Source organism: Streptomyces sp. NBC_01244 (assembly GCF_035987325.1).
In the GTDB taxonomy this organism is placed as follows: Bacteria; Actinomycetota; Actinomycetes; order Streptomycetales; family Streptomycetaceae; genus Streptomyces.
Window position 1 is genome coordinate 541,692 of sequence record NZ_CP108488.1, and the last position, 17,222, is coordinate 558,913.

Genomic DNA, 17,222 nt, shown 5'->3' on the forward strand with positions numbered 1-17,222 from the left:
TGTCCTCGGGGAGTAACAATCCTGCGATCGAGATCGATCAGACAAAACCTTAACACCGGGAAATGCGTGCCCGGGACGGCGGCGCCGTGACGCGCCTCGTGGAGCGGGATCGGCGGCTCCCGGCGGGGCGCCCCCTAGGGCCTGCGGGCCAGCAAGTGGGAGTCGAGGAAGCCGCGTTCGGAGGCCGGGTCGTGGAGGAGGCGGGCGAACGTGACGAGACCGGCTCCGGTGAGCAGCTCGGCGAGCCGGTCCGCCGGCCAGCTGTAGGCGGGCGTCACCTTGTGGTCGAAGCGGACCGGATCCGGTCCGTCGGTCCCGAAGAACGAGACCAGGAGCAGGCCCCCCGGTGCGAGGACGCGGACCTGCTCGGCGAGCAGCGCGGGCAGTTCCGCGGGCGGGGTGTGGATCATCGAGTAGTGAGCCAGTACGCCGCCGAGCGAGCCGTCCTCGATGGGGAGGGCCTCCATGCGGGCCTCGTCGAACCGTAGCGCCGGATGGGCCCGGCGGGCGTGGTCGATCATGGCCGGCGAGAGGTCGAGCCCGAAGGGGTCCAGTCCGAGGTCGTGCAGCATGGCCGTGAGGTGTCCGGGGCCGCACCCGACGTCGGCTGTTCGCGGGTTCCCCGTGCCTCGCACCAGCTCGGCGAAGGTGGTGATCATGGCGCGCGCGAAGGGCTGTGTCTCCAGCCGATCCGCGAACATCGACGCGTACAGCTCGACGATCCCGTCGTAGGCCACCCTGGTCCGCTCTTGATGATCCGCCACGCGAAGGAAGCTAGCATCCGCGCGGGGTGACCCGCCCCGCCGAGTCCGAGAGGGAGCGCCCCGGGGTGGCCCGAGACGACGCCCGGTGTTCGGTGGGGGTGATTCCGTAGGCTTCGCGGAAGGCCCGGCTGAACGTGGTGGCGCTGGAGAATCCCCAGCGGGCCGCGATCACTTGAACGGGCTGACCGCTCAGGTTCCCGCGTGCGAGGTCGGCGTGGGCCCGCTCCAGCCTGCTCTCGCGGATGCGTGCCGCGATGCTCAGGTCCTGGCCCGCGAAGAGGGCGTGGAGGCCGCGCAGGGACATGTTGTGCCGGTCCGCGATCACCTGAGGGGTCAGGCCCGGGTCGCCGAGGTTGTTCTCGATGAAGCGGTGGATCCGCTGCAAGGCCTCCTGGGTGCGCGCCTCGGCGGGCGCCTCGCCGAGGTCACCCAGCTGCTGCGCGAGGCACGCCGCGGCCAGGTCGAGGGCGATGGCCCCCATCCCGCGCAGCTCCTCCGGGCGGCAGCGCGGGCCGTGTGTGAGCAGCGTCTTCAGGAAGTCGGCCAGGATCGCCCCTGAGCCCGTGTCCGCGGCCAGGCTCTGCGCGAGCAGGAGGTCCACCCGGTTCGGGCGCAGCGCCAGGGCCGGGCGGGGTATCTGCAGCACGATCGTCTCCACCTGCCCGCCCGCGCAGGCCCCTGCGCTCGGTCGTGAGCTGTCCGTGAGCACGAGCCCCCCGGCGACCACCGCATCACGGCCCCGCTGAGAGATGCGCACCTTGCCCTGCGTCACGAGGGCCAGCTGGAAGTGCTCGGGGTCACCACGCCGGATGTGGGCCGAGGTACGGCGCGAGAGCACCGGCGAGCAGGCCAGGGACGACAACCGCACCACGCCGAGATCCAGCTCCGTGATCTTCGCGCGGAAGTCGGCCGTGTCCGGGGTGCTGAGCATGACCGGCATCACCTCGCTGGACACCGCCTCGCAGAACCAGTCGAACCTGTCCTCGCGCGCCACGACGTCTTCCGACGCCCCCAGCGAGCCCATGCGATCACCCACACCCTTTGACCTGGCGGTGAACCAGTCCTTCACCGGTCGACCCACCGCCGCGCTTCCCCCCGTCACGCGATCAAGTATCTGCCACACGAATCCGGCGGGGACCCGTCCTCGTGCCCGGTTCCGCACCCCCCCTACCGCCCCGTTGCCTCACCAGGTATCTTGCATCGCATGGAACCAGGTGATTCGACCAAGCAGGCCCGGGCGGCCGCCCAGCTGCGCAAGGGGGTGCTGGAGTACTGCGTGCTCGCCCTGATGCGGGACCGCCCCCGCTACGGCGTGGAGCTCCTCCACGCCCTGGAGGACTCCGGGACCCTGGCCACCAGCCAGGGCACCGTCTACCCGCTGCTCTCGCGGTTGCGCCGCGACGACCTGGTCACCACCACCTGGCAGGAGTCCGCCTCCGGGCCGCCCCGCCGCTACTACGCGCTCACCGACAGCGGCCGCGCCGCGCTCGACGAGTTCACCCGCGTCTGGCCCGGCTTCCGCAACGCCGTCGACGCCTTCCTGACCACCCCGCACCACTCCACCGGAGAATCCGCATGAAGACCTCGGCCGACCCCGTACGCGACTACCTCTCCGCCGTCGAGCGCGAGGCCTCCGCCCTGCCCGCCGACCGTCGCCGGGAACTCCTCGCCGACCTCGCCGAGCACATCGAGGTGACCCGCGCCGAGCGTCCCGACGTCACGATCGGCGAGGTCCTGGCGGAGCTGGGGGACCCCCGTACGATCGCGGCGACCGCACTGGCCGAGGCGGGCGACGGAGTCGCCGGGACCCCGGCCCCGAGCGGCGCCGGCGCACCCGTCCGGCAGGGCAAGGTGCACCCCCTGGTCCCGCTCCTGATGCTGACCGTCCCCTTCCTCGTCGCCGCGGTCCTCCCCTACAGCGACGCCACGGCCTTCTTGAGCACCTTGTTCCGCGTCATCGGCGCGGTGCTCCTCTGCACCTCCGTGCACTGGACCTCCGCCCAGAAGACGACCGGTGTTCTGCTCACCGCCGTCCTGCCGACCCTCGCCATCGCCATCTGGAAGTTGTTCGCCGCCGCGCCGACGGGCGACAGCGCCGCCAACCTGGCCAACCTGGCGACGCTCGTCCTGCTGGCCGCCACGACGGCCTGGCTCTGGCGGATCCGCCGCGCCTGAGGCGCTGTTCCCGGATGCGGATCCGGCAAGAGCCTCAGGTGAGGGACTGGGCGGCGTAGAGGGTGCCGACGGCGGCGGCCAGGGTCCCCAGGAGGAGCCGGAGGGCCTTCTCGGGGAGGTGGGGCTGGACGCGGGCGCCGAGGTAGCCGCCGATGAGTCCCCCCGCCCCGCAGGCCAGGCCCAGGAACCAGTCCGGCGCGATGCTGCCCGGCCCGGAGAGCGCCAGCAGGGCGTACGTGGCGGCGCCGACCACGGAGGTGGCGAAGGTCGAGGCCAGGGCCGCCGGGGCGACTTGGGCCACGGGCGCCCCGCGGCCGACGAGGACGGGGCCGAGGAGGGAGCCGCCGCCGATGCCGTAGATCCCGCCGACCACGCCGACGGCCAGGGCCAGACCGGTCACCGCGCGCGGCGACAGCGCGTCACGGGCCTGTCGGGAACGTCGGGACGGCAGGAGCGTGCGGATGATCAGCCACAGCCCGAGCGGAAGCAGGAAGCCGGCCACGAGGGCCTTGAAGACGACCGGGCCCGGGATCGCGAAAACCCGGATGGCGGCGCCGACGACCACGCCGGGCAGGGTTCCGAGGACCAGCCTCCGTACCAACGGCCCGTGCAGGGTGCCGGTGCGGTGGTGGCGCAGGAGCGCACCGGGGCCGGCGACGACGTTGTAGAGCAGGTTGGTCGGTGTGACCGCAGGGCTCGGGACCGCGAACACGCTCAGCTGTACGGGCAGCAGGAACACCGCCCCGGAGACGCCGACCGGTGCGGTGATCACCGCGATCAGCAGGCCGGTGACGAGGCCGGCCAGGCCGGTCCCCCAGTCCAAGGCCGTTCAGCCGCGTTCGACGTGCACGCTGGTCGACTTCACTCGGGCGGTGACCGTCACGCCCGGCTCCAGGCCGAGTTCCTCGACGGCCTCCCGGGTCAGCAGCGACACCACCCGGTGCGGCCCCGCCTGGACCTCCACCTGCGCCGAGACGGTGCCCAGCCTGATCGCGGTCACGATCCCCGGGAAGGCGTTGCGCGCCGAGGTGTACGGGGTGTCCTCGCCGTCGGCGCCTTCATGGGCGACCTCCACGCAGAACGCGGCGAGGTCGGGCCCCTCCACGATGCGCCGGTTGCCCTGCCGGTGGGTCGGGAAGCGGCTCGCGTCGGCCCACCGCCGCACCGTGTCCACGCTCACGCCCAGCAGCTCGGCGGCCTGCCCCATCGTGTACGACTCCATGAGGTCCACCCTAGGGGCAGCAGGGCATGGGCAGGTTCACCGCCCTCGGCCCCCGCCGGAGCGGGCTCCCGCCGGGGCAAACCGATCATCGGTTTGCCCTCCTCGGGCAAGTGGGTAGATCATGCCTCGTGATCGGCAGTCGTGTGTCCGAAGTACCGCTTCACCAAGCGTCGGAGGACCAGGGCAAGCAACCCACACCCAAGGGTCCTCACAAGCGAGGACCCTCGTCCCCGACAGGGAGCATTCAGATGGCCACCGGAACTGTGAAGTGGTTCAACTCGGAAAAGGGCTTCGGCTTCATCGAGCAGGACGGCGGCGGCCCCGACGTCTTCGCCCACTACTCCAACATCAACGCCCAGGGCTTCCGTGAGCTCCAGGAGGGCCAGAAGGTCGAGTTCCAGGTCACGCAGGGCCAGAAGGGCCCGCAGGCCGAGGACATCCGTCCCCTCTGAGCCGCAGCTCTGAGCGCAGCATCCAGACGCCCCGCATCGCTTCGGTGCGGGGCGTCGCCGCGTCCGTGGCCCGCAGACCGCGGGCCGTGGCCGGCAGCCGCACCCCGCAGCCCGCGGGCACCTCGCCGTCGGGCCGGTCCGGGTCCCGCCGTACTCTGTGCGGGTGATCCTGCACAGCCTTCACGACCGATCAGCCCTGGCCGCCCGCTTCGAACGGGATCCGGCCGTGAACCTGATGGAGCTCGGCGACCTCGACGACCTGCCGTGGCCCCACACCAGCTGGTACACCCTTTCCGAAGACGGGCCGGTGGCGCTCCTCTACGCCGTCGGCGACATCCCGACCCTGCTGGGGTTCACCCGCCCCGGGCAAGCGGCCGCCCTGGAGGAACTCGCCGAGGCACTGCTGCCCGTACTCCCCCGGCGCTTTCTCGGGCATCTGACCGGAAACGCCGCGAAGGTACTGGAATCCGCGTACGCCGCGGAGTCGCACAGCACCCTGCTCCGGATGGCGCTGACCGAGCCAGGCCTGGCCGACCGGCATCCCGCCGGACCGTGGCGGCCCGCTCCGCTGAGCCGGGACGATCTCCCCGAACTGCTCGAACTGTTCGATCAGGCGTACCCGGGCAACTGGTTCGACCACCGCATGCTCGACACCGGCCAGTACCTCGGCGCCCGGCAGGACGGGCAACTGGTCGCCGTGGCGGGCGTGCACGTCCACTCGGCCGCGTACCGGGTCGCCGCGCTCGGGAACGTCACCACGCACCCGCGGGTACGCGGGCAGGGCGCCGGCGGCGCCTGCGTCGCCGCGCTGTGCCGAAGGCTGGCCAAGACCGTGGACCACATAGGGCTGAACGTCCGCGCGGACAACGCCACCGCCGTCCGCCTCTACCGCCGGCTCGGCTTCAGCGAGGTCACGGAGTTCACGGAAGCGGCGTTCACGGCGCGTCCGTAGGGAACCGGCGGGCAAGGCGCCTTTCGGCCCGCGTGCTGCTCGAGGAACGCCGCGCTCCTCCACGAGCGGCGCCGCCCCGACGCGGGTCGGGGCGGCGCCGTCCGTGTGCGTACCCGCTCCTCAGGAAGCGGGCGTGAACTTCGCCGCGGCGGGTGCCGCGGCGGCCTCCTTCACCACCTTCATGCCGCCGGGGACCGTCGCGTCGGGCTTGAGGATCACGCTCTGCCGGGTCGAGGGGGCCTTGGGGTCCGAGAAGTCGTGGATGATGCCGAAGCCGTTGTCGTAGGACTTCAGGCTCAGCAGCGCGGCCCGGATGCCCTCGCGGGTCAGGTCCTTGTCGGCGCAGGCCTTCTTCAGCACCTCCCCGAACAGGGCGCCGGCGCTGAAGCCGGCCACCACGCCGTTGTCCAGACCGGAGTCCGGGTACTCGGCCTTGTACGCGGCGGCGAGGGCGGCCGGGCCCGCCTCGGTCGAGCCGATGGGCAGGGCCGAGGAGGCCACGTAGTAGTCCTTTTGCAGGGCCGCGCCCGCCGGGGTGGCCAGGAGCTGCGGGGCGAAGGCCGAGTTGTTGCCGACGAACGGCACGTTCCAGCCGCCCGCGGCGGCGACCCCGACGAGCGAGGCGGCCTGGCGGGGGCCCGCACTGATGACGACGGCCTTGACCCCGGCCTGCTTGAGGGCGGCGACCTGGGCCGTCATGTCGTTGTCGGTCGGCTTGATCTTCTGCTCCACGACGGTCAGCCCGGACTCCGCCGCGGCGGCCTTGGCCCCGGTCAGCGCGTTCTCGCCGTAGTCGCCCTCGAAGTAGACGTGCCCGATCTTGTCACCGGAGGCGACCCGCTTCTGGTCGAGGAGGTAGCCGACGGCGTTGATGGTCTCGATGTCGTACGTCGCGCCCACCGTACGGATGTACGGACTGCCCAGCAGGGAGGCGGACCAGGCCTGCGGGATGACCAGCCCCTTGTCCTGGCCGTCGATCCGCTGCTTGACGGCGGAGACGAACGGGGAGCCGATGAACTGGGCGAAGCCCAGCACGGAGGGCTCCAACTCTGTGTAGGAGGCGAGGGCCTTCTGCGGGTCGTAGCCGTGGTCGCGCACCGTCAGTTCGATGGTGCGGCCGCAGATGCCGCCCGCCGCGTTGGTCTGCTTGACCCACAGCTGCTGGGCCTGGGTGACGCTCTTGCCGAGGGAGGCGTAGACGCCGGTCATGTCGGTGAGCGCGCCAAGCTTGATGGAGGTGTCGCTCACCCCCGCTCCGGCCTTGACCCCGCCCGCGGCGGGCTTTTCCCCGTCCGTGCCCCCGGCGGGTTTGGCCTTGCTGCTGCACCCGGCGGCGCCGGTCAGGACGAGTGCGACTGCCAGAACCGCGGCCGCGTGCCTTCTTCTGTTCACGTTCGCTCCTTCGAGGGTGTGGTGCGGGTCCGGATGATCCGGGTGATGCCGGTGAGGCCGCCGGGCAGGAACAGGACGGCCACGACGACGGCGGCTCCGTAGAGGTAGCGGGAGGCCTCGCCCGGCGAGACCCCGCCCGTCCCGGGTGCGGACACCAGGGGGAGGGCGTCGCTGTAGTGGGTGAGGAGTTGGGGCAGCAGGGAGACGAAGACGGCGCCGATGACCGCGCCCGAGACGGTGCCCAGGCCGCCGATCACGATCATGGCGAGGAACTCCAGGGACAGCACCATGCCGAAGTAATCGGGCACGGTGCGCTGGAAGACCAGGGCGAGCAGTACGCCGGCGAGCCCCGCGTACATGGACGACAGTACGAAGACGGCGGCCCGGTACCGGGCGACCGGCACTCCCATCACCCCCGCGGCGATGCTGTGGTCGCGCAGGGCGTTCATGGCCCTGCCGGGCCGGCCCCGCAGGACCCCTCGGGCGAACAGGGCGCCGGCGAGGAGGGCCGCGAGGGCGACGTACCAGAGCTTCTCGGCGGAGTGGAAGGGCACGGCGGCGACGACGGTCTCGGTGTCGTCGAAGGTGAGCCCGAAGAGGGACAGGGGCTCCACGGCGCGGCCGTTGAAACCGCCGGTGAGGCTGGTGGCGTTGAACAGCAGGTGCTGGCCGATGAAGATCAGCGCGAGCGTGGCGATGCCGAGGTACGCGCCGCGCAGCCGGCCGGCGATCGGGCTGAAGAGGCCGCCCGCCGCCCCCGCGAGGGCCACGGCCAGCACGGCGGCCAGCCAGCTCGGCAAGCCGAGCCCGACCAGGGTGTGGCCGCCCGTCGTACTGCCGTCCCCGGCGAGCGCGCAGTACCCGTACGCGCCGACGGCGAGGAAGAAGGCGTGGCCCATGGAGAGCTGGCCGGTGGCTCCGGTGAGCAGGTTGAGCCCGATGGCCCCGATGGCGGCGGCGATGGCGAACAGCCCGGCCTGCAGCCAGAACCGGTCGAGGTAGAACGGCAGCACGAGGAGGACCAGGCCGGCGGCGGCCACCGCCGCGTTCCGGGCGCTGAGCGGCCGCGGCCGGGTGGCCGCCACGGGGGCGACGGCCTCGGGTTGCAGCACGGGGCTGCGGGTGTCAGACACGGGCGAGCTCCTTCGTGCCGAAGAGTCCGGCGGGACGGATCAGCAGGACCGCGACCATCACCAGGTACGGGGCCAGGTCGCCGATTCCCCGGCCGAGGAAGGCCAACTGGCCCTGGTAGCCGGTGGCCAGCGCCTCGGTGACGCCCACGATCAGGCCGCCGGCCAGTGCGCCGGAGGTGGAGTCGAGACCGCCGAGGATCGCGGCCGGGAAGGCCTTCAGGGCGGCGAGGGAGGTGGCCCGCTCCAGGCCGGGCGTGGGGAAGACGGTCAGGAAGAGCGCGGCGACGGCGGCCAGTGCCCCGGCCACGGCCCACGCCGCGAGCGAGACGCGGCCCAGCCGTACGCCCATCAGCGCGGCCGTCTCCGGCTGCTCGGCGGCGGCGCGCATGGCCACGCCCCAGGAGGTGTGCCGGAACACGAGCAGGAACACGGTGATCAGCAGCCCGGCGGCGAGGATGGCCGCGATCCGGGTCTGGGGCACGACGACCGGTCCGAGGTGGACGACGCGGTCGCCCCACGGATCGCCGAGCGAGAGCACGTCGGTGCCGATGCGCCGGGTGAGGTCGGTGATGAGGAGGATGTCGACGCCGATGGTGACGATGGCCAGCACGCTCTGGTCCTGGCCCCGGTAGCGCCGCATCACCAGGAACTCGATCGCTGCTCCCACCGCGGCGGCCGCGAGGGTGCCGGCCAGCAGGGCGCCCCAGAATCCGAGCTCCTCGTGCAGGGTCGCGGTGACGTACCCGCCGGCCAGCAGCAGGGAGGCGTGGGCGAAGTTGACCACTTCGGTGGCTTTGAAGATGACCACGAAGCCGAGGGCTATCAGTGCGTAGACGGAGCCCATGGAGAGCCCGCCCAGGAGCAGTTCGAGGAAGGTCGTCATGCGGCCGGTTCCTCCTCTCCGAGGTATGCGCGGACCACCGCGGGGTCGTTCTGCACCTGCGCGGGGGTTCCGCCGCCGATGCGTTTGCCGAAGTCGAGTACGGTCACCGCGTCCGCGAGCCGCATCACCACCCCCATGTCGTGTTCGACCAGCACGATCGAGATGCCGAGGCCGTCCCGGACGCCCGCGATGACGGCGGCCGTGCGCTGCCTCTCGTCGGCGGTCATCCCGGCGACGGGTTCGTCGAGGAGCAGCAGCCGGGGTTCCATGCACAGGGCCCGGGCGAGCTCGACGAGTTTCTGTTTTCCGTACGGGAGGGAGCCGGCGGGCGCCGCGAGGTCGTCCTCCAGTCCGACGAACTCGGCGATCTCCCTGACCCGTTCGCGGTGCCGGCGGTCTTCGCGGGCGGCGGCGGGCAGCCGCAGTCCGGCGGCCAGGAACCCGGTCCGCATCAGGCGGTGGCGGCCCAGCAGGAGGCTGTCGGCGACGGTGGTGTGCGGGGGCAGCGCCAGGTTCTGGAACGTGCGGGCGATGCCGAGGTTCGCGACGTCGTGCGGGGCGAGGCCGGTGAGTTCGGCGGCGCCGAAGTGCACGCTTCCGGCGGTGGCCCGGTACACCCCGGACAGCACGTTGAAGCAGGTGGACTTGCCGGCTCCGTTGGGTCCGATGACGGCGTGGACGCTGCCGGGATCCACCGTGAAGGAGACGGAGTCCAGGGCGGTCAGGCCGGAGAAGCGGACGGTGACGTCGGTGACGGTGAGCGGGGGCGGTGGGGACGAAGGCGGTGGGGACGGGGGCGTGCTCACGCGGACCACCTGCGCAGTTCCCGCGGGGGCCCGGCGTCCGCCGGCGACGGCGCGGCTTCGTCGGTGATGCCGAGGTAGCGGCGCCGGACCTCGTCCGAGGCGGCCAGTTCGGCGGCCGGGCCGTCGAGGGTCACTTCGCCGACCTCCAGGACGTAGGCGTGGGAGGAGAGCCGCAGGGCCAGGGCGGCGTTCTGCTCGACGAGCAGGACCGAGGCGCCCGAGGCGTTGATCTCGGTGATGGTCTCGGCGATGGTGGCGGCCATTTTGGGGGCCAGTCCGAGGGTGGGTTCGTCGAGCAGGAGCAGGCGGGGGCGGGCCATCAGGGCCCGGCCGAGGGCGAGCATCTGCTGTTCGCCGCCGGACAGCAGTCCGGCCCGCTGCCGCGCCCGCTGGGCCAGTACGGGGAACAGCTCGTGCACCCGGGCCAGGGAGCGGGCGGTGTCGGCGCGGGATCCCGCGCGGCCGCCCAGGGCGCCCGCCCGCAGGTTGTCCGCGACGGTCATGCGGGTGAAGATCTTGCGTCCTTCGGGTACTTGCACCACGCCGGCGGCGACGACCCGGTCCGGGGTGAGCCCGTCCAGCGGCCGGCCGTCGAAGGCGACGGCGCCCTCCGTCACGGTGCCCCGGTGGAATCCGAGCGTCCGGGACACCGCGCGCAGCAGCGTCGACTTCCCGGCGCCGTTGCCGCCGAGTACGACGACCACCGAGCCGGCGGGCACCTCCAGCGATACGGAGCGCAGTGCCCGGACGGGTCCGTAGCCGACGGAGAGCGCGCGTACCTGTAGCGAACCCACGTGTTTCCTTCCTCTGGGCAGCCTTGTGCTGGCGCACACATCAGCACCGTGGCGGGTCGGGCGTCCACCGGCCGATGCGGAATCGCTGCCGATGACCAGCCGGGGAAGGAGCGCGTTGTGCACGGGCACAGACAGGCCGCGCACGCCTCTGGCGGCGACGGGGGACGGGGTGACATCGTCGGCGGCCATGAGCGGACGCAGAACGCGCACGGAACAGGAGTGGTCGGTCCTGCTGTCGGCGGCGGACGTGCTGATCGCCGACATTCCCGGACTCACCGACCAGCTCATCGAGGATCTGGCGAAGCATTCGCCGCTGTTCGACCTGGCCGTGCCGCGGGACGAGCACTGGCAACAGGTCAGCGAGGCCATGCACTACGGGATCGAGGCCTTCGCCGCGCCCAGGTCCGGCCCGCGCAAGGACCTGGCGTACGCGGAGGAGCTGGGCCGCCGGCGGGCCGAGCAGGGGCTGCCGCTGGACCTGTTGCTCTACGCGTACCGCAGGGCGGGCCGGCTCACCTGGGACGCGCTGCTGGACATCGTCACCGAGAAGGATCCGGAGGCGCTGCCCGTCCTGGCCCGCACGGCCGGGGCCATGTGGGCGGGTATCGAGCAGCAGGCGGCCGCGACCGCGGAGGCGTACCGCACCGCGGAGGTGGAGCTGCGCCGGCGCAGCGACGAGCGGGCCCAGGCCCTGCTGGACGCCCTGCTGGAGGGGGACACCGCACCGGCCCTGGCCGCGCAGGTGGCGCTCGCCCTGGACCTGCCGGAGCAGGGGCGGTACGCGGTGGTGGTGCTGCCGGCCGACCGGGGCGATTCGGTGCACCGGGTGGTCGCGGCGGGCGGGATGCGGCTGTTCTGGCGGATGCGCACGGAGCGGGAGCTGGCCGTGGTGGCGCTGGGCGACTCCTCGCCGGCCGATCTGGCGGCGGAGCTCGCGGACCGCTGCCCGGGGCCGGGCGGAATCAGCCCGGTGGTGGACGGACTGGCCGAACTGGGCCGGGCCCGGAGGCTGGCTGAGACGGCGCTGCGGACCTGCGGGCAGGACGAACGGGTGCTGGTGCGGCTGGCCGACCGGCTGCCCACGGCCCTGGTGGTGCGTCAGCCCGAGCTGTCGGCCGAGCTGGTCCAGGCGGTGCTCGGCCCCCTGCTGGACCTGGACCCGGCGGACCGGGCGATGCTGCTGGAAACCCTCGACGCCTGGCTGGCGGCGGAGGGTTCGGCGGGCCGCGCGGCGAGCCGCCTGTACTGCCATCGCAACACGGTCTTCAACCGGCTGCGCCGGCTGGAACACCTGACGTCGAAGTCCCTGTCCCGTCCCCGGGACCTGATCGTGCTGACCCTGGCGCGGGACGCGTACCGGCTGTCGGGCGGCTGAAACCGTCCGGTGACGAGGGCGGCGGCGAGACCGGTGGTTCCGCCGATGTGCGCCCGCGGGGTGCGCCCTGACAGTGGTCCGGCCAGCGCAAGCGGCGGGACCGACTGATCGGCAGGCGGCACGGACCTCGGCACGGAGCCGGGTGCCGGCCCTCGCCGGGCCGGCTCCGCCACGACCGAGAGGACGACTCCGTCGTGCAGCAGCAACACTTCGAGAACGCCCACCAGGCCCACTCCGACCTCGGCGCCGCCGGTACGAGGGGGCGGTCCGTCGACCCCGTCGGCGGAGGGACGCGGCTCCGTTCGCTCGTGTCCGCACTGGCGGCGCTCGTGACGATCGGCGCGATCGCCACGTTCACGGCGTCCGGGGCCCAGGCCGCGGCCAACCCGTACGAGCGGGGCCCCGCGCCGACCAAATCGAGCATCGAGGCCCTCCGCGGCTCCTACGCGGTGTCGCAGACCAACGTCTCCTCCCTGGGGGTCACCGGCTTCGGCGGCGGCACCATCCACTACCCGACGTCCACCGCGGACGGGACCTTCGGCGCCGTGGTGATCTCACCCGGCTTCACCGCCTACCAGTCGTCCATCGCCTGGCTCGGACCGCGCCTGGCTTCCCAGGGCTTCATCGTCCTGACCATCGACACGCTCACCACCCTCGACCAGCCCGACAGCAGGGGGCGCCAACTGCTCTCCGCCCTCGACTACTTGACGGAGCGCAGCACCGTCCGCACCAGGATCGACAGCAGCCGGCTCGGCGTGATGGGCCACTCCATGGGCGGCGGCGGCACCCTGGAGGCCGCCAAGACCCGGCCTTCGCTGCAGGCGGCGATCGCACTCACCGGCTGGAACACCGACAAGTCCTGGCCCGAGATCCAGACGCCGACCCTGATCGTGGGTGCCGACGGCGACACGGTCGCACCGGTGGCCACGCACTCGGAGCCCTTCTACACGAGCCTCCCCGGCTCGCTCGACAAGGCGTACCTGGAACTCAACAACGCCACGCACTTCACCCCGAACAGCTCGGACACCACCATCGCGAAGTACAGCATTTCGTGGCTCAAGCGGTTCATCGACAACGACACCCGCTACGAGCAGTTCCTCTGCCCTGTGCCGAGCCCCAGCCTGGCCATCGAGGAGTACCGGGGCAACTGCCCCCACACTTCCTGAATCGCCGCCGGCAGGTGGGCGGCCGGCACGCTTCGGCCCCCCACCCGCCGCGTCCCGTCTTCCGCCACTGTTTACACGGCAGTAACCTCACCGGCGTGACCGGACAGACGACCGTGGAGAGTCCTTGCCGGATTTACGGCCGGACGACTGAACTGGCGGCTGCGGCAGCCCTGTCGGCCGAGCTCCGGGCCGGACACGGCGGGGCGCTGCTGCTCGTGGCGGAGCCGGGACTGGGCCGGAGTACCCTACTGGCGGGGGCCGCGCGGGAGTTCACGCCCGGGCCCGTCCTGCGCCCCCGACCCCTCCCCCGCGACCCCCGGCCGTACGGCGGCATGCGCGCGCTGCTGTGTGCGGCGGCCGAGGTGCGGGGGGCGGCCCCGCCGCGGGCCGGGTTCGGAGCCGGCCGGCCGGACCAACTGCCCGAACTGCTCAGGCGGCTCCTCCCCGGGGAAGAGCCGCTGCTCGTCTGCGTGGACGACGTGCACCTGTGGGACGCGCCCTCGCGGGCCGTTCTCGGCGCCGCCGCGCACCGCCCCGGCCCGGGGCGCCCGATCGGGTTCCTGCTCTCGCTGGCGGAACACCGGGCGGAGCAACCGGAGTTCACGGGGTGGCCCGTGGTCCGTTTCGGCCCGCTGGACGACAGCGCGGCGACCGCCCTCCTCCGGGACCTCACCGGTGGGTGCCTGGATCCCGCCGTGCGTTCGGAGTTGCTGTCCGAGGCCGAAGGCAATCCCGCCGTTCTGACCGCCCTCACCCAGCGCCTGACGCCGGATCAGCTCGGTGGGCGCCGGCCGCTGCCCCGCCCGCTCGTGGACCGCGGCACCCTGTGGGCCACCTTCGGGAGCCGCCTCGCCCCGCTGCCGGCCCCCGCACGGCAGCTCCTGCTCCTGGCGGCGGCCGCGCACGAACCCGACCCCGACGCGGCGGGCGTGGATGCCTCCCTGGTCCTGCGCGCCGCCCGCAAGGCCGGACTGGACCCGGCCGCGCTGGACCCCGCCGAGGCGGCGAGGCTGGTGCACCACGACGGGGACCGCATCACCTTCGCGGGCTCCTTGCTCCGCCGGACCGTCTACTCCGGCGCGCCGTCCTCGCAGCGCCGGGCCGCCCACGCCCTGCTCGCCTCGGCCATCGACGCCGACCGCTTCCGCCTGCGTCACCTGCTCCACCTGGCCCTTGCCGCGCAAGGGCCCGACGCCGTGCTCGCAGCCGGCCTCGCCGAGGCGGCCGCTCCCGGCACGCCGACGTCCGGCATGGAACGTTCGGCCGCCCTGTCGAGGGCCGCGGAACTCACCGCCCACGAGGATGCCCGTACCGCACGCCTCACCGCCGCGGCGGACTACGCCCGCCTGGCGGGGCATCCCCGCAGGGCGCGCCGGCTGCTGGCGGCCACCCGGGAAGGCGCGTCCCCCGATGCGGTGCAGGGCCGCACCGAACTCGTCCGGGGCAGCATGGCCTTGCGGGACGGCCCGGTCGGCGACGCCTACCAGGCGCTGCTCATGGCCGCGGAGCGCCTCGACCCGTACGACGCGGAGGCGGCTCTGGAAGCCAGGATGGAGGCGATGGACGCGGCGTGGGCCGCGGGCGACGCCGCCGCCTGCCTCGCGGCCCTCGCCGAAGCCCCGCTCGTGACTCCACCACCGGCCCCCGCCTTCGCCCACGCTCCGGCGGCGCCGGCCGACCCGTTCACGCCGGTCCGGCGGGTGGCGTCCGTACGATCCGGCGCCCATCCGTATGCCCGGCCCCAGTCCCAATCCCAGTCCCAGTCCCAATCCCAGCCCACAGCCGCTCCCCGGAATCCGATGCTCGACTACCGAGCGGGGCTGCGCACGGCGATCGACGGGCACCTGGCCGAGGCCGAACCGCCGCTGCGCCGGGTCCTCGACCGTGCGCGGGACGACGATGACCCCACCCGCCTGCTGCGGGCCGGGGTGGCCGCGCTGGTGCTCGGCGACATCGCGGCGGCGTGCCGGGCCAATGCGCGGGCGCTGGCGGTATCCCGGTCGCGGGGGCTGGCCTCCCTCACGCCGCGGATCCTCGAGCACCTCGCGTACGCCGAACTGCGGGCCGGCCAGCACGCGCGGGCCAGGGCCCACGCGCAGGAAGGCCTCCGCGCCGCCCACCGGGCCGGCCAGCGCAACGTGGCCGCCGGTCAGCACGCGATCCTGGCCCTGGTCGCCTCGGTCGAGGACGACGCGGCAGCCGTCACCGCGCACGCCGGAGCCGCCGTGGAGATCGCACGCCCGCACGGGCTCCTCCAAACCGTCACCCTGGCCGAATGGGCCTCGGCACGCGCCGACCTGTGCCGCGGCCGGCCCTTCGAGGCCGCCGCCCGGCTCGGCCCGCTGACCCGGCCGGGACCCGGGCGCGGCCACTTCGCCGTCCGCATGCTCGCCCTGCCGTGCTTCGTGGAAGCGGCCGTGCAGTGCGGGGCTCCGACGGATGCGAAGGCGGCCGTCGAAGAGTTCGCCCTCTGGGCCGCCCAGGGCACCGACCCGCAGGCACCGGCACAGTTGGCCCGGTGCCGCGCCCTGATCGCCCCGCCGGACGACACGGCCGATGCGCTCTACGCCCTGGCGCTGACCCGGCACGAGACGGTGCACGGCGACTTCGAGCGGGCCCGCACCCAGCTGCTGTACGGGAAGTGGCTGCGCCGCCGGCGCCGTCCGGCCGAGGCGAAGAACCGGCTGCGGGACGCGCTGGTCACCTTCGAGCGCTGCGGGGCCCCGGCCTGGGCCGAGCAGACCCGTGCCGAACTGCGGGCCACCGGTGACGCACCCGCCCCCGTACCGGCGGGTGGGCTGGCCCTGCTGACACCGCAGCAATTGCGGATCGCGCGCTGCGTGGCCGAGGGCGCCACCAACCGGGAGGTGGCACTGAGCCTCTCCGTCAGCCCGCGCACCGTCGACCACCACCTGCGCAACGTCTTCGCCGTACTCGGAGTGCGCTCCCGGACGGAGCTCGCACGCCTGGTGGACCGGGCCGAGCGGGGCGGCGGGTGAGGGGTGGGGGTGGGCGCGGAGGCCGCGTACGCACGCGAAAACGCCCGGCCGGAGAGTCCGGCCGAGCGTTTTCGTGGTCCCGCGGTCCGCTGGTGGTTTAGTACCAGTGGTGGTTCTGCCAGAACGTCCAGGCGCCTGCGGGGCTGCCGTAGCGGGAGTTCATGTAGTCCAGGCCCCACTTGATCTGGGTGGCCGGGTTGGTCTTCCAGTCCGAGCCCGCCGAGGCCATCTTCGAGGCCGGCAGGGCCTGGACCAGGCCGTAGGCGCCCGAGGAGGAGTTCGTGGCGGTGTGGTTCCAGCCGCTCTCCCTCGAGACGATGTTGTTGAACGCCGCGAACTGCGCCGGGTCCTTGATCATCTGCTGGGCGATCGCCTTGGCGCTCATCGGGGCGGCCTGCGCGGGAACCGCGGCCAGCATGGAGCCGGCGACACCCAGGGCGAGGACGGAACCCACGAGGGTCTTCTTCGAAGCGGCGATGCGGCGGATGACGGCGTTGGACACGGACGGACCTTTCGAAGGGGACAGGGGCGGTCGCAGCACGCCGGAGACGTGCGTGAGCCACTCACGCGAAGGAGAGGGGTTCGTCGGCGGGAGCGGGAGAACCGGGGTTCCGGGGGTGAACCCGGAGTCCGGGGGTGAACCCGGGGGATCTCCGTCCGCCTTGCGACTCATCCAGTTCTACGGGGGTCCGGGGGGTCTGGCAACGACCCCTCTTACTAGTGGTCCTCGCAGCCGGGGCGGAATGGCCCCCCACTGGTCGAGTAGACATCCGGGCAGGTGGGGGGTGGTCTGAGGGGGTGGGTAAGGGCCGTTTAAGGACTACTATCCCGCTTCGTATGTGACCAAGGTCCTGTGGGGCGGGTCACCGGCGGACGGCCCGAATCTCACCCTCCGTCGCCACTCGTACCCCTTTCGGGGGAAGGTGAGCGGGCGGATCCGGCCCCCGGATCGAAGGCCACGGGCGCGTCGAACGCCGCTTTACGAGTCGCCCGCCGCGGCGCCCCCACCTCTGTCTCGCGCTCGCCCGCGCGCTCCCTTCTCTCCCCTGCTCTCGCCGTGCGAAGCCCGTGCGAAGCCCGCCGTTTGCAACCGCCGCCGCGGGACATGC

The 17,222-nt window shown here is 73.0% G+C and carries 17 protein-coding genes; 7 read left to right on the plus strand and 10 right to left on the minus strand.

Annotation, left to right across the window (positions count from 1 at the left end; all coding sequences use genetic code 11):
- Nucleotides 1-134: 134 nt before the first annotated feature.
- On the minus strand, nt 135-764 hold the full coding sequence (locus OG247_RS02195; protein WP_327250558.1) for a class I SAM-dependent methyltransferase: 630 nt from the start codon (nt 762-764) through the stop codon (nt 135-137).
- A gap of 10 nt (nt 765-774) precedes the next feature.
- Complete coding sequence (locus tag OG247_RS02200) at nt 775-1,788, minus strand: helix-turn-helix domain-containing protein (protein ID WP_442813571.1); 1,014 nt, start codon at nt 1,786-1,788, stop codon at nt 775-777.
- Nucleotides 1,789-1,968: 180 nt separating this feature from the next.
- Between OG247_RS02200 and OG247_RS02205 the strand changes: the two genes are divergently transcribed.
- Nucleotides 1,969-2,343: a PadR family transcriptional regulator gene (locus tag OG247_RS02205; RefSeq protein ID WP_327250560.1), complete on the plus strand. Its 375-nt coding sequence runs from the start codon at nt 1,969-1,971 to the stop codon at nt 2,341-2,343.
- A complete protein-coding gene (locus OG247_RS02210; protein WP_327250561.1) occupies nt 2,340-2,939 on the plus strand; it encodes an HAAS signaling domain-containing protein in 600 nt (199 codons plus the stop codon). The genes OG247_RS02205 and OG247_RS02210 overlap by 4 nt, the downstream gene beginning before the upstream one ends.
- Before the next feature lie 34 nt (nt 2,940-2,973).
- Here the strand turns inward: OG247_RS02210 and OG247_RS02215 are convergent, their stop codons facing one another.
- Nucleotides 2,974-3,762 (minus strand): sulfite exporter TauE/SafE family protein, encoded by a 789-nt coding sequence (locus OG247_RS02215; RefSeq protein ID WP_327250562.1) that lies wholly within the window; start codon nt 3,760-3,762, stop codon nt 2,974-2,976.
- Between the two features lie 6 nt (nt 3,763-3,768).
- Nucleotides 3,769-4,161, minus strand: a complete 393-nt coding sequence (locus OG247_RS02220) for a TOBE domain-containing protein (protein ID WP_327250563.1) — start codon at nt 4,159-4,161, stop codon at nt 3,769-3,771.
- A gap of 248 nt (nt 4,162-4,409) precedes the next feature.
- Between OG247_RS02220 and OG247_RS02225 the strand changes: the two genes are divergently transcribed.
- Complete coding sequence (locus tag OG247_RS02225; protein ID WP_243336897.1) at nt 4,410-4,613, plus strand: cold-shock protein; 204 nt, start codon at nt 4,410-4,412, stop codon at nt 4,611-4,613.
- Between the two features lie 163 nt (nt 4,614-4,776).
- Entirely contained in the window at nt 4,777-5,565 is a 789-nt protein-coding gene (locus OG247_RS02230) for a GNAT family N-acetyltransferase (protein WP_327250564.1), read from the plus strand.
- A gap of 120 nt (nt 5,566-5,685) precedes the next feature.
- Here OG247_RS02230 and OG247_RS02235 read toward each other — a convergent pair whose 3' ends face one another.
- Genes OG247_RS02235 through OG247_RS02255 form a run of 5 tightly spaced genes read right to left on the minus strand, consistent with a single transcriptional unit; the run spans nt 5,686 to nt 10,573 of the window.
- Nucleotides 5,686-6,957: an ABC transporter substrate-binding protein gene (locus OG247_RS02235; RefSeq protein ID WP_327250565.1), complete on the minus strand. Its 1,272-nt coding sequence runs from the start codon at nt 6,955-6,957 to the stop codon at nt 5,686-5,688.
- On the minus strand, nt 6,954-8,090 hold the full coding sequence (locus OG247_RS02240) for a branched-chain amino acid ABC transporter permease (protein ID WP_442813199.1): 1,137 nt from the start codon (nt 8,088-8,090) through the stop codon (nt 6,954-6,956). Before OG247_RS02240 ends, OG247_RS02235 begins: the two co-directional genes overlap by 4 nt.
- Nucleotides 8,083-8,973, minus strand: a complete 891-nt coding sequence (locus tag OG247_RS02245; protein WP_327250566.1) for a branched-chain amino acid ABC transporter permease — start codon at nt 8,971-8,973, stop codon at nt 8,083-8,085. Before OG247_RS02245 ends, OG247_RS02240 begins: the two co-directional genes overlap by 8 nt.
- Entirely contained in the window at nt 8,970-9,788 is an 819-nt protein-coding gene (locus tag OG247_RS02250) for an ABC transporter ATP-binding protein (RefSeq protein WP_442813200.1), read from the minus strand. Before OG247_RS02250 ends, OG247_RS02245 begins: the two co-directional genes overlap by 4 nt.
- On the minus strand, nt 9,776-10,573 hold the full coding sequence (locus OG247_RS02255; RefSeq protein WP_327250568.1) for an ABC transporter ATP-binding protein: 798 nt from the start codon (nt 10,571-10,573) through the stop codon (nt 9,776-9,778). The genes OG247_RS02250 and OG247_RS02255 overlap by 13 nt, the downstream gene beginning before the upstream one ends.
- Nucleotides 10,574-10,760: 187 nt before the next feature.
- Between OG247_RS02255 and OG247_RS02260 the strand changes: the two genes are divergently transcribed.
- From OG247_RS02260 to OG247_RS02270, 3 genes are all read left to right on the plus strand, one after another.
- Nucleotides 10,761-11,948 (plus strand): PucR family transcriptional regulator, encoded by a 1,188-nt coding sequence (locus OG247_RS02260; protein WP_327250569.1) that lies wholly within the window; start codon nt 10,761-10,763, stop codon nt 11,946-11,948.
- Between the two features lie 308 nt (nt 11,949-12,256).
- The gene (gene bdeA, locus OG247_RS02265; protein WP_327257312.1) at nt 12,257-13,114 is read left to right on the plus strand and encodes a bis(hydroxyethyl) terephthalate hydrolase; all 858 of its coding nucleotides are present in this window, start codon (nt 12,257-12,259) and stop codon (nt 13,112-13,114) included.
- Between the two features lie 95 nt (nt 13,115-13,209).
- Nucleotides 13,210-16,113 (plus strand): helix-turn-helix transcriptional regulator, encoded by a 2,904-nt coding sequence (locus OG247_RS02270; protein ID WP_327250570.1) that lies wholly within the window; start codon nt 13,210-13,212, stop codon nt 16,111-16,113.
- A gap of 97 nt (nt 16,114-16,210) precedes the next feature.
- Here the strand turns inward: OG247_RS02270 and OG247_RS02275 are convergent, their stop codons facing one another.
- Nucleotides 16,211-16,615, minus strand: coding sequence for a transglycosylase SLT domain-containing protein (locus tag OG247_RS02275; RefSeq protein WP_327250571.1), 405 nt, complete (start codon nt 16,613-16,615; stop codon nt 16,211-16,213).
- Nucleotides 16,616-17,222: the final 607 nt, after the last annotated feature.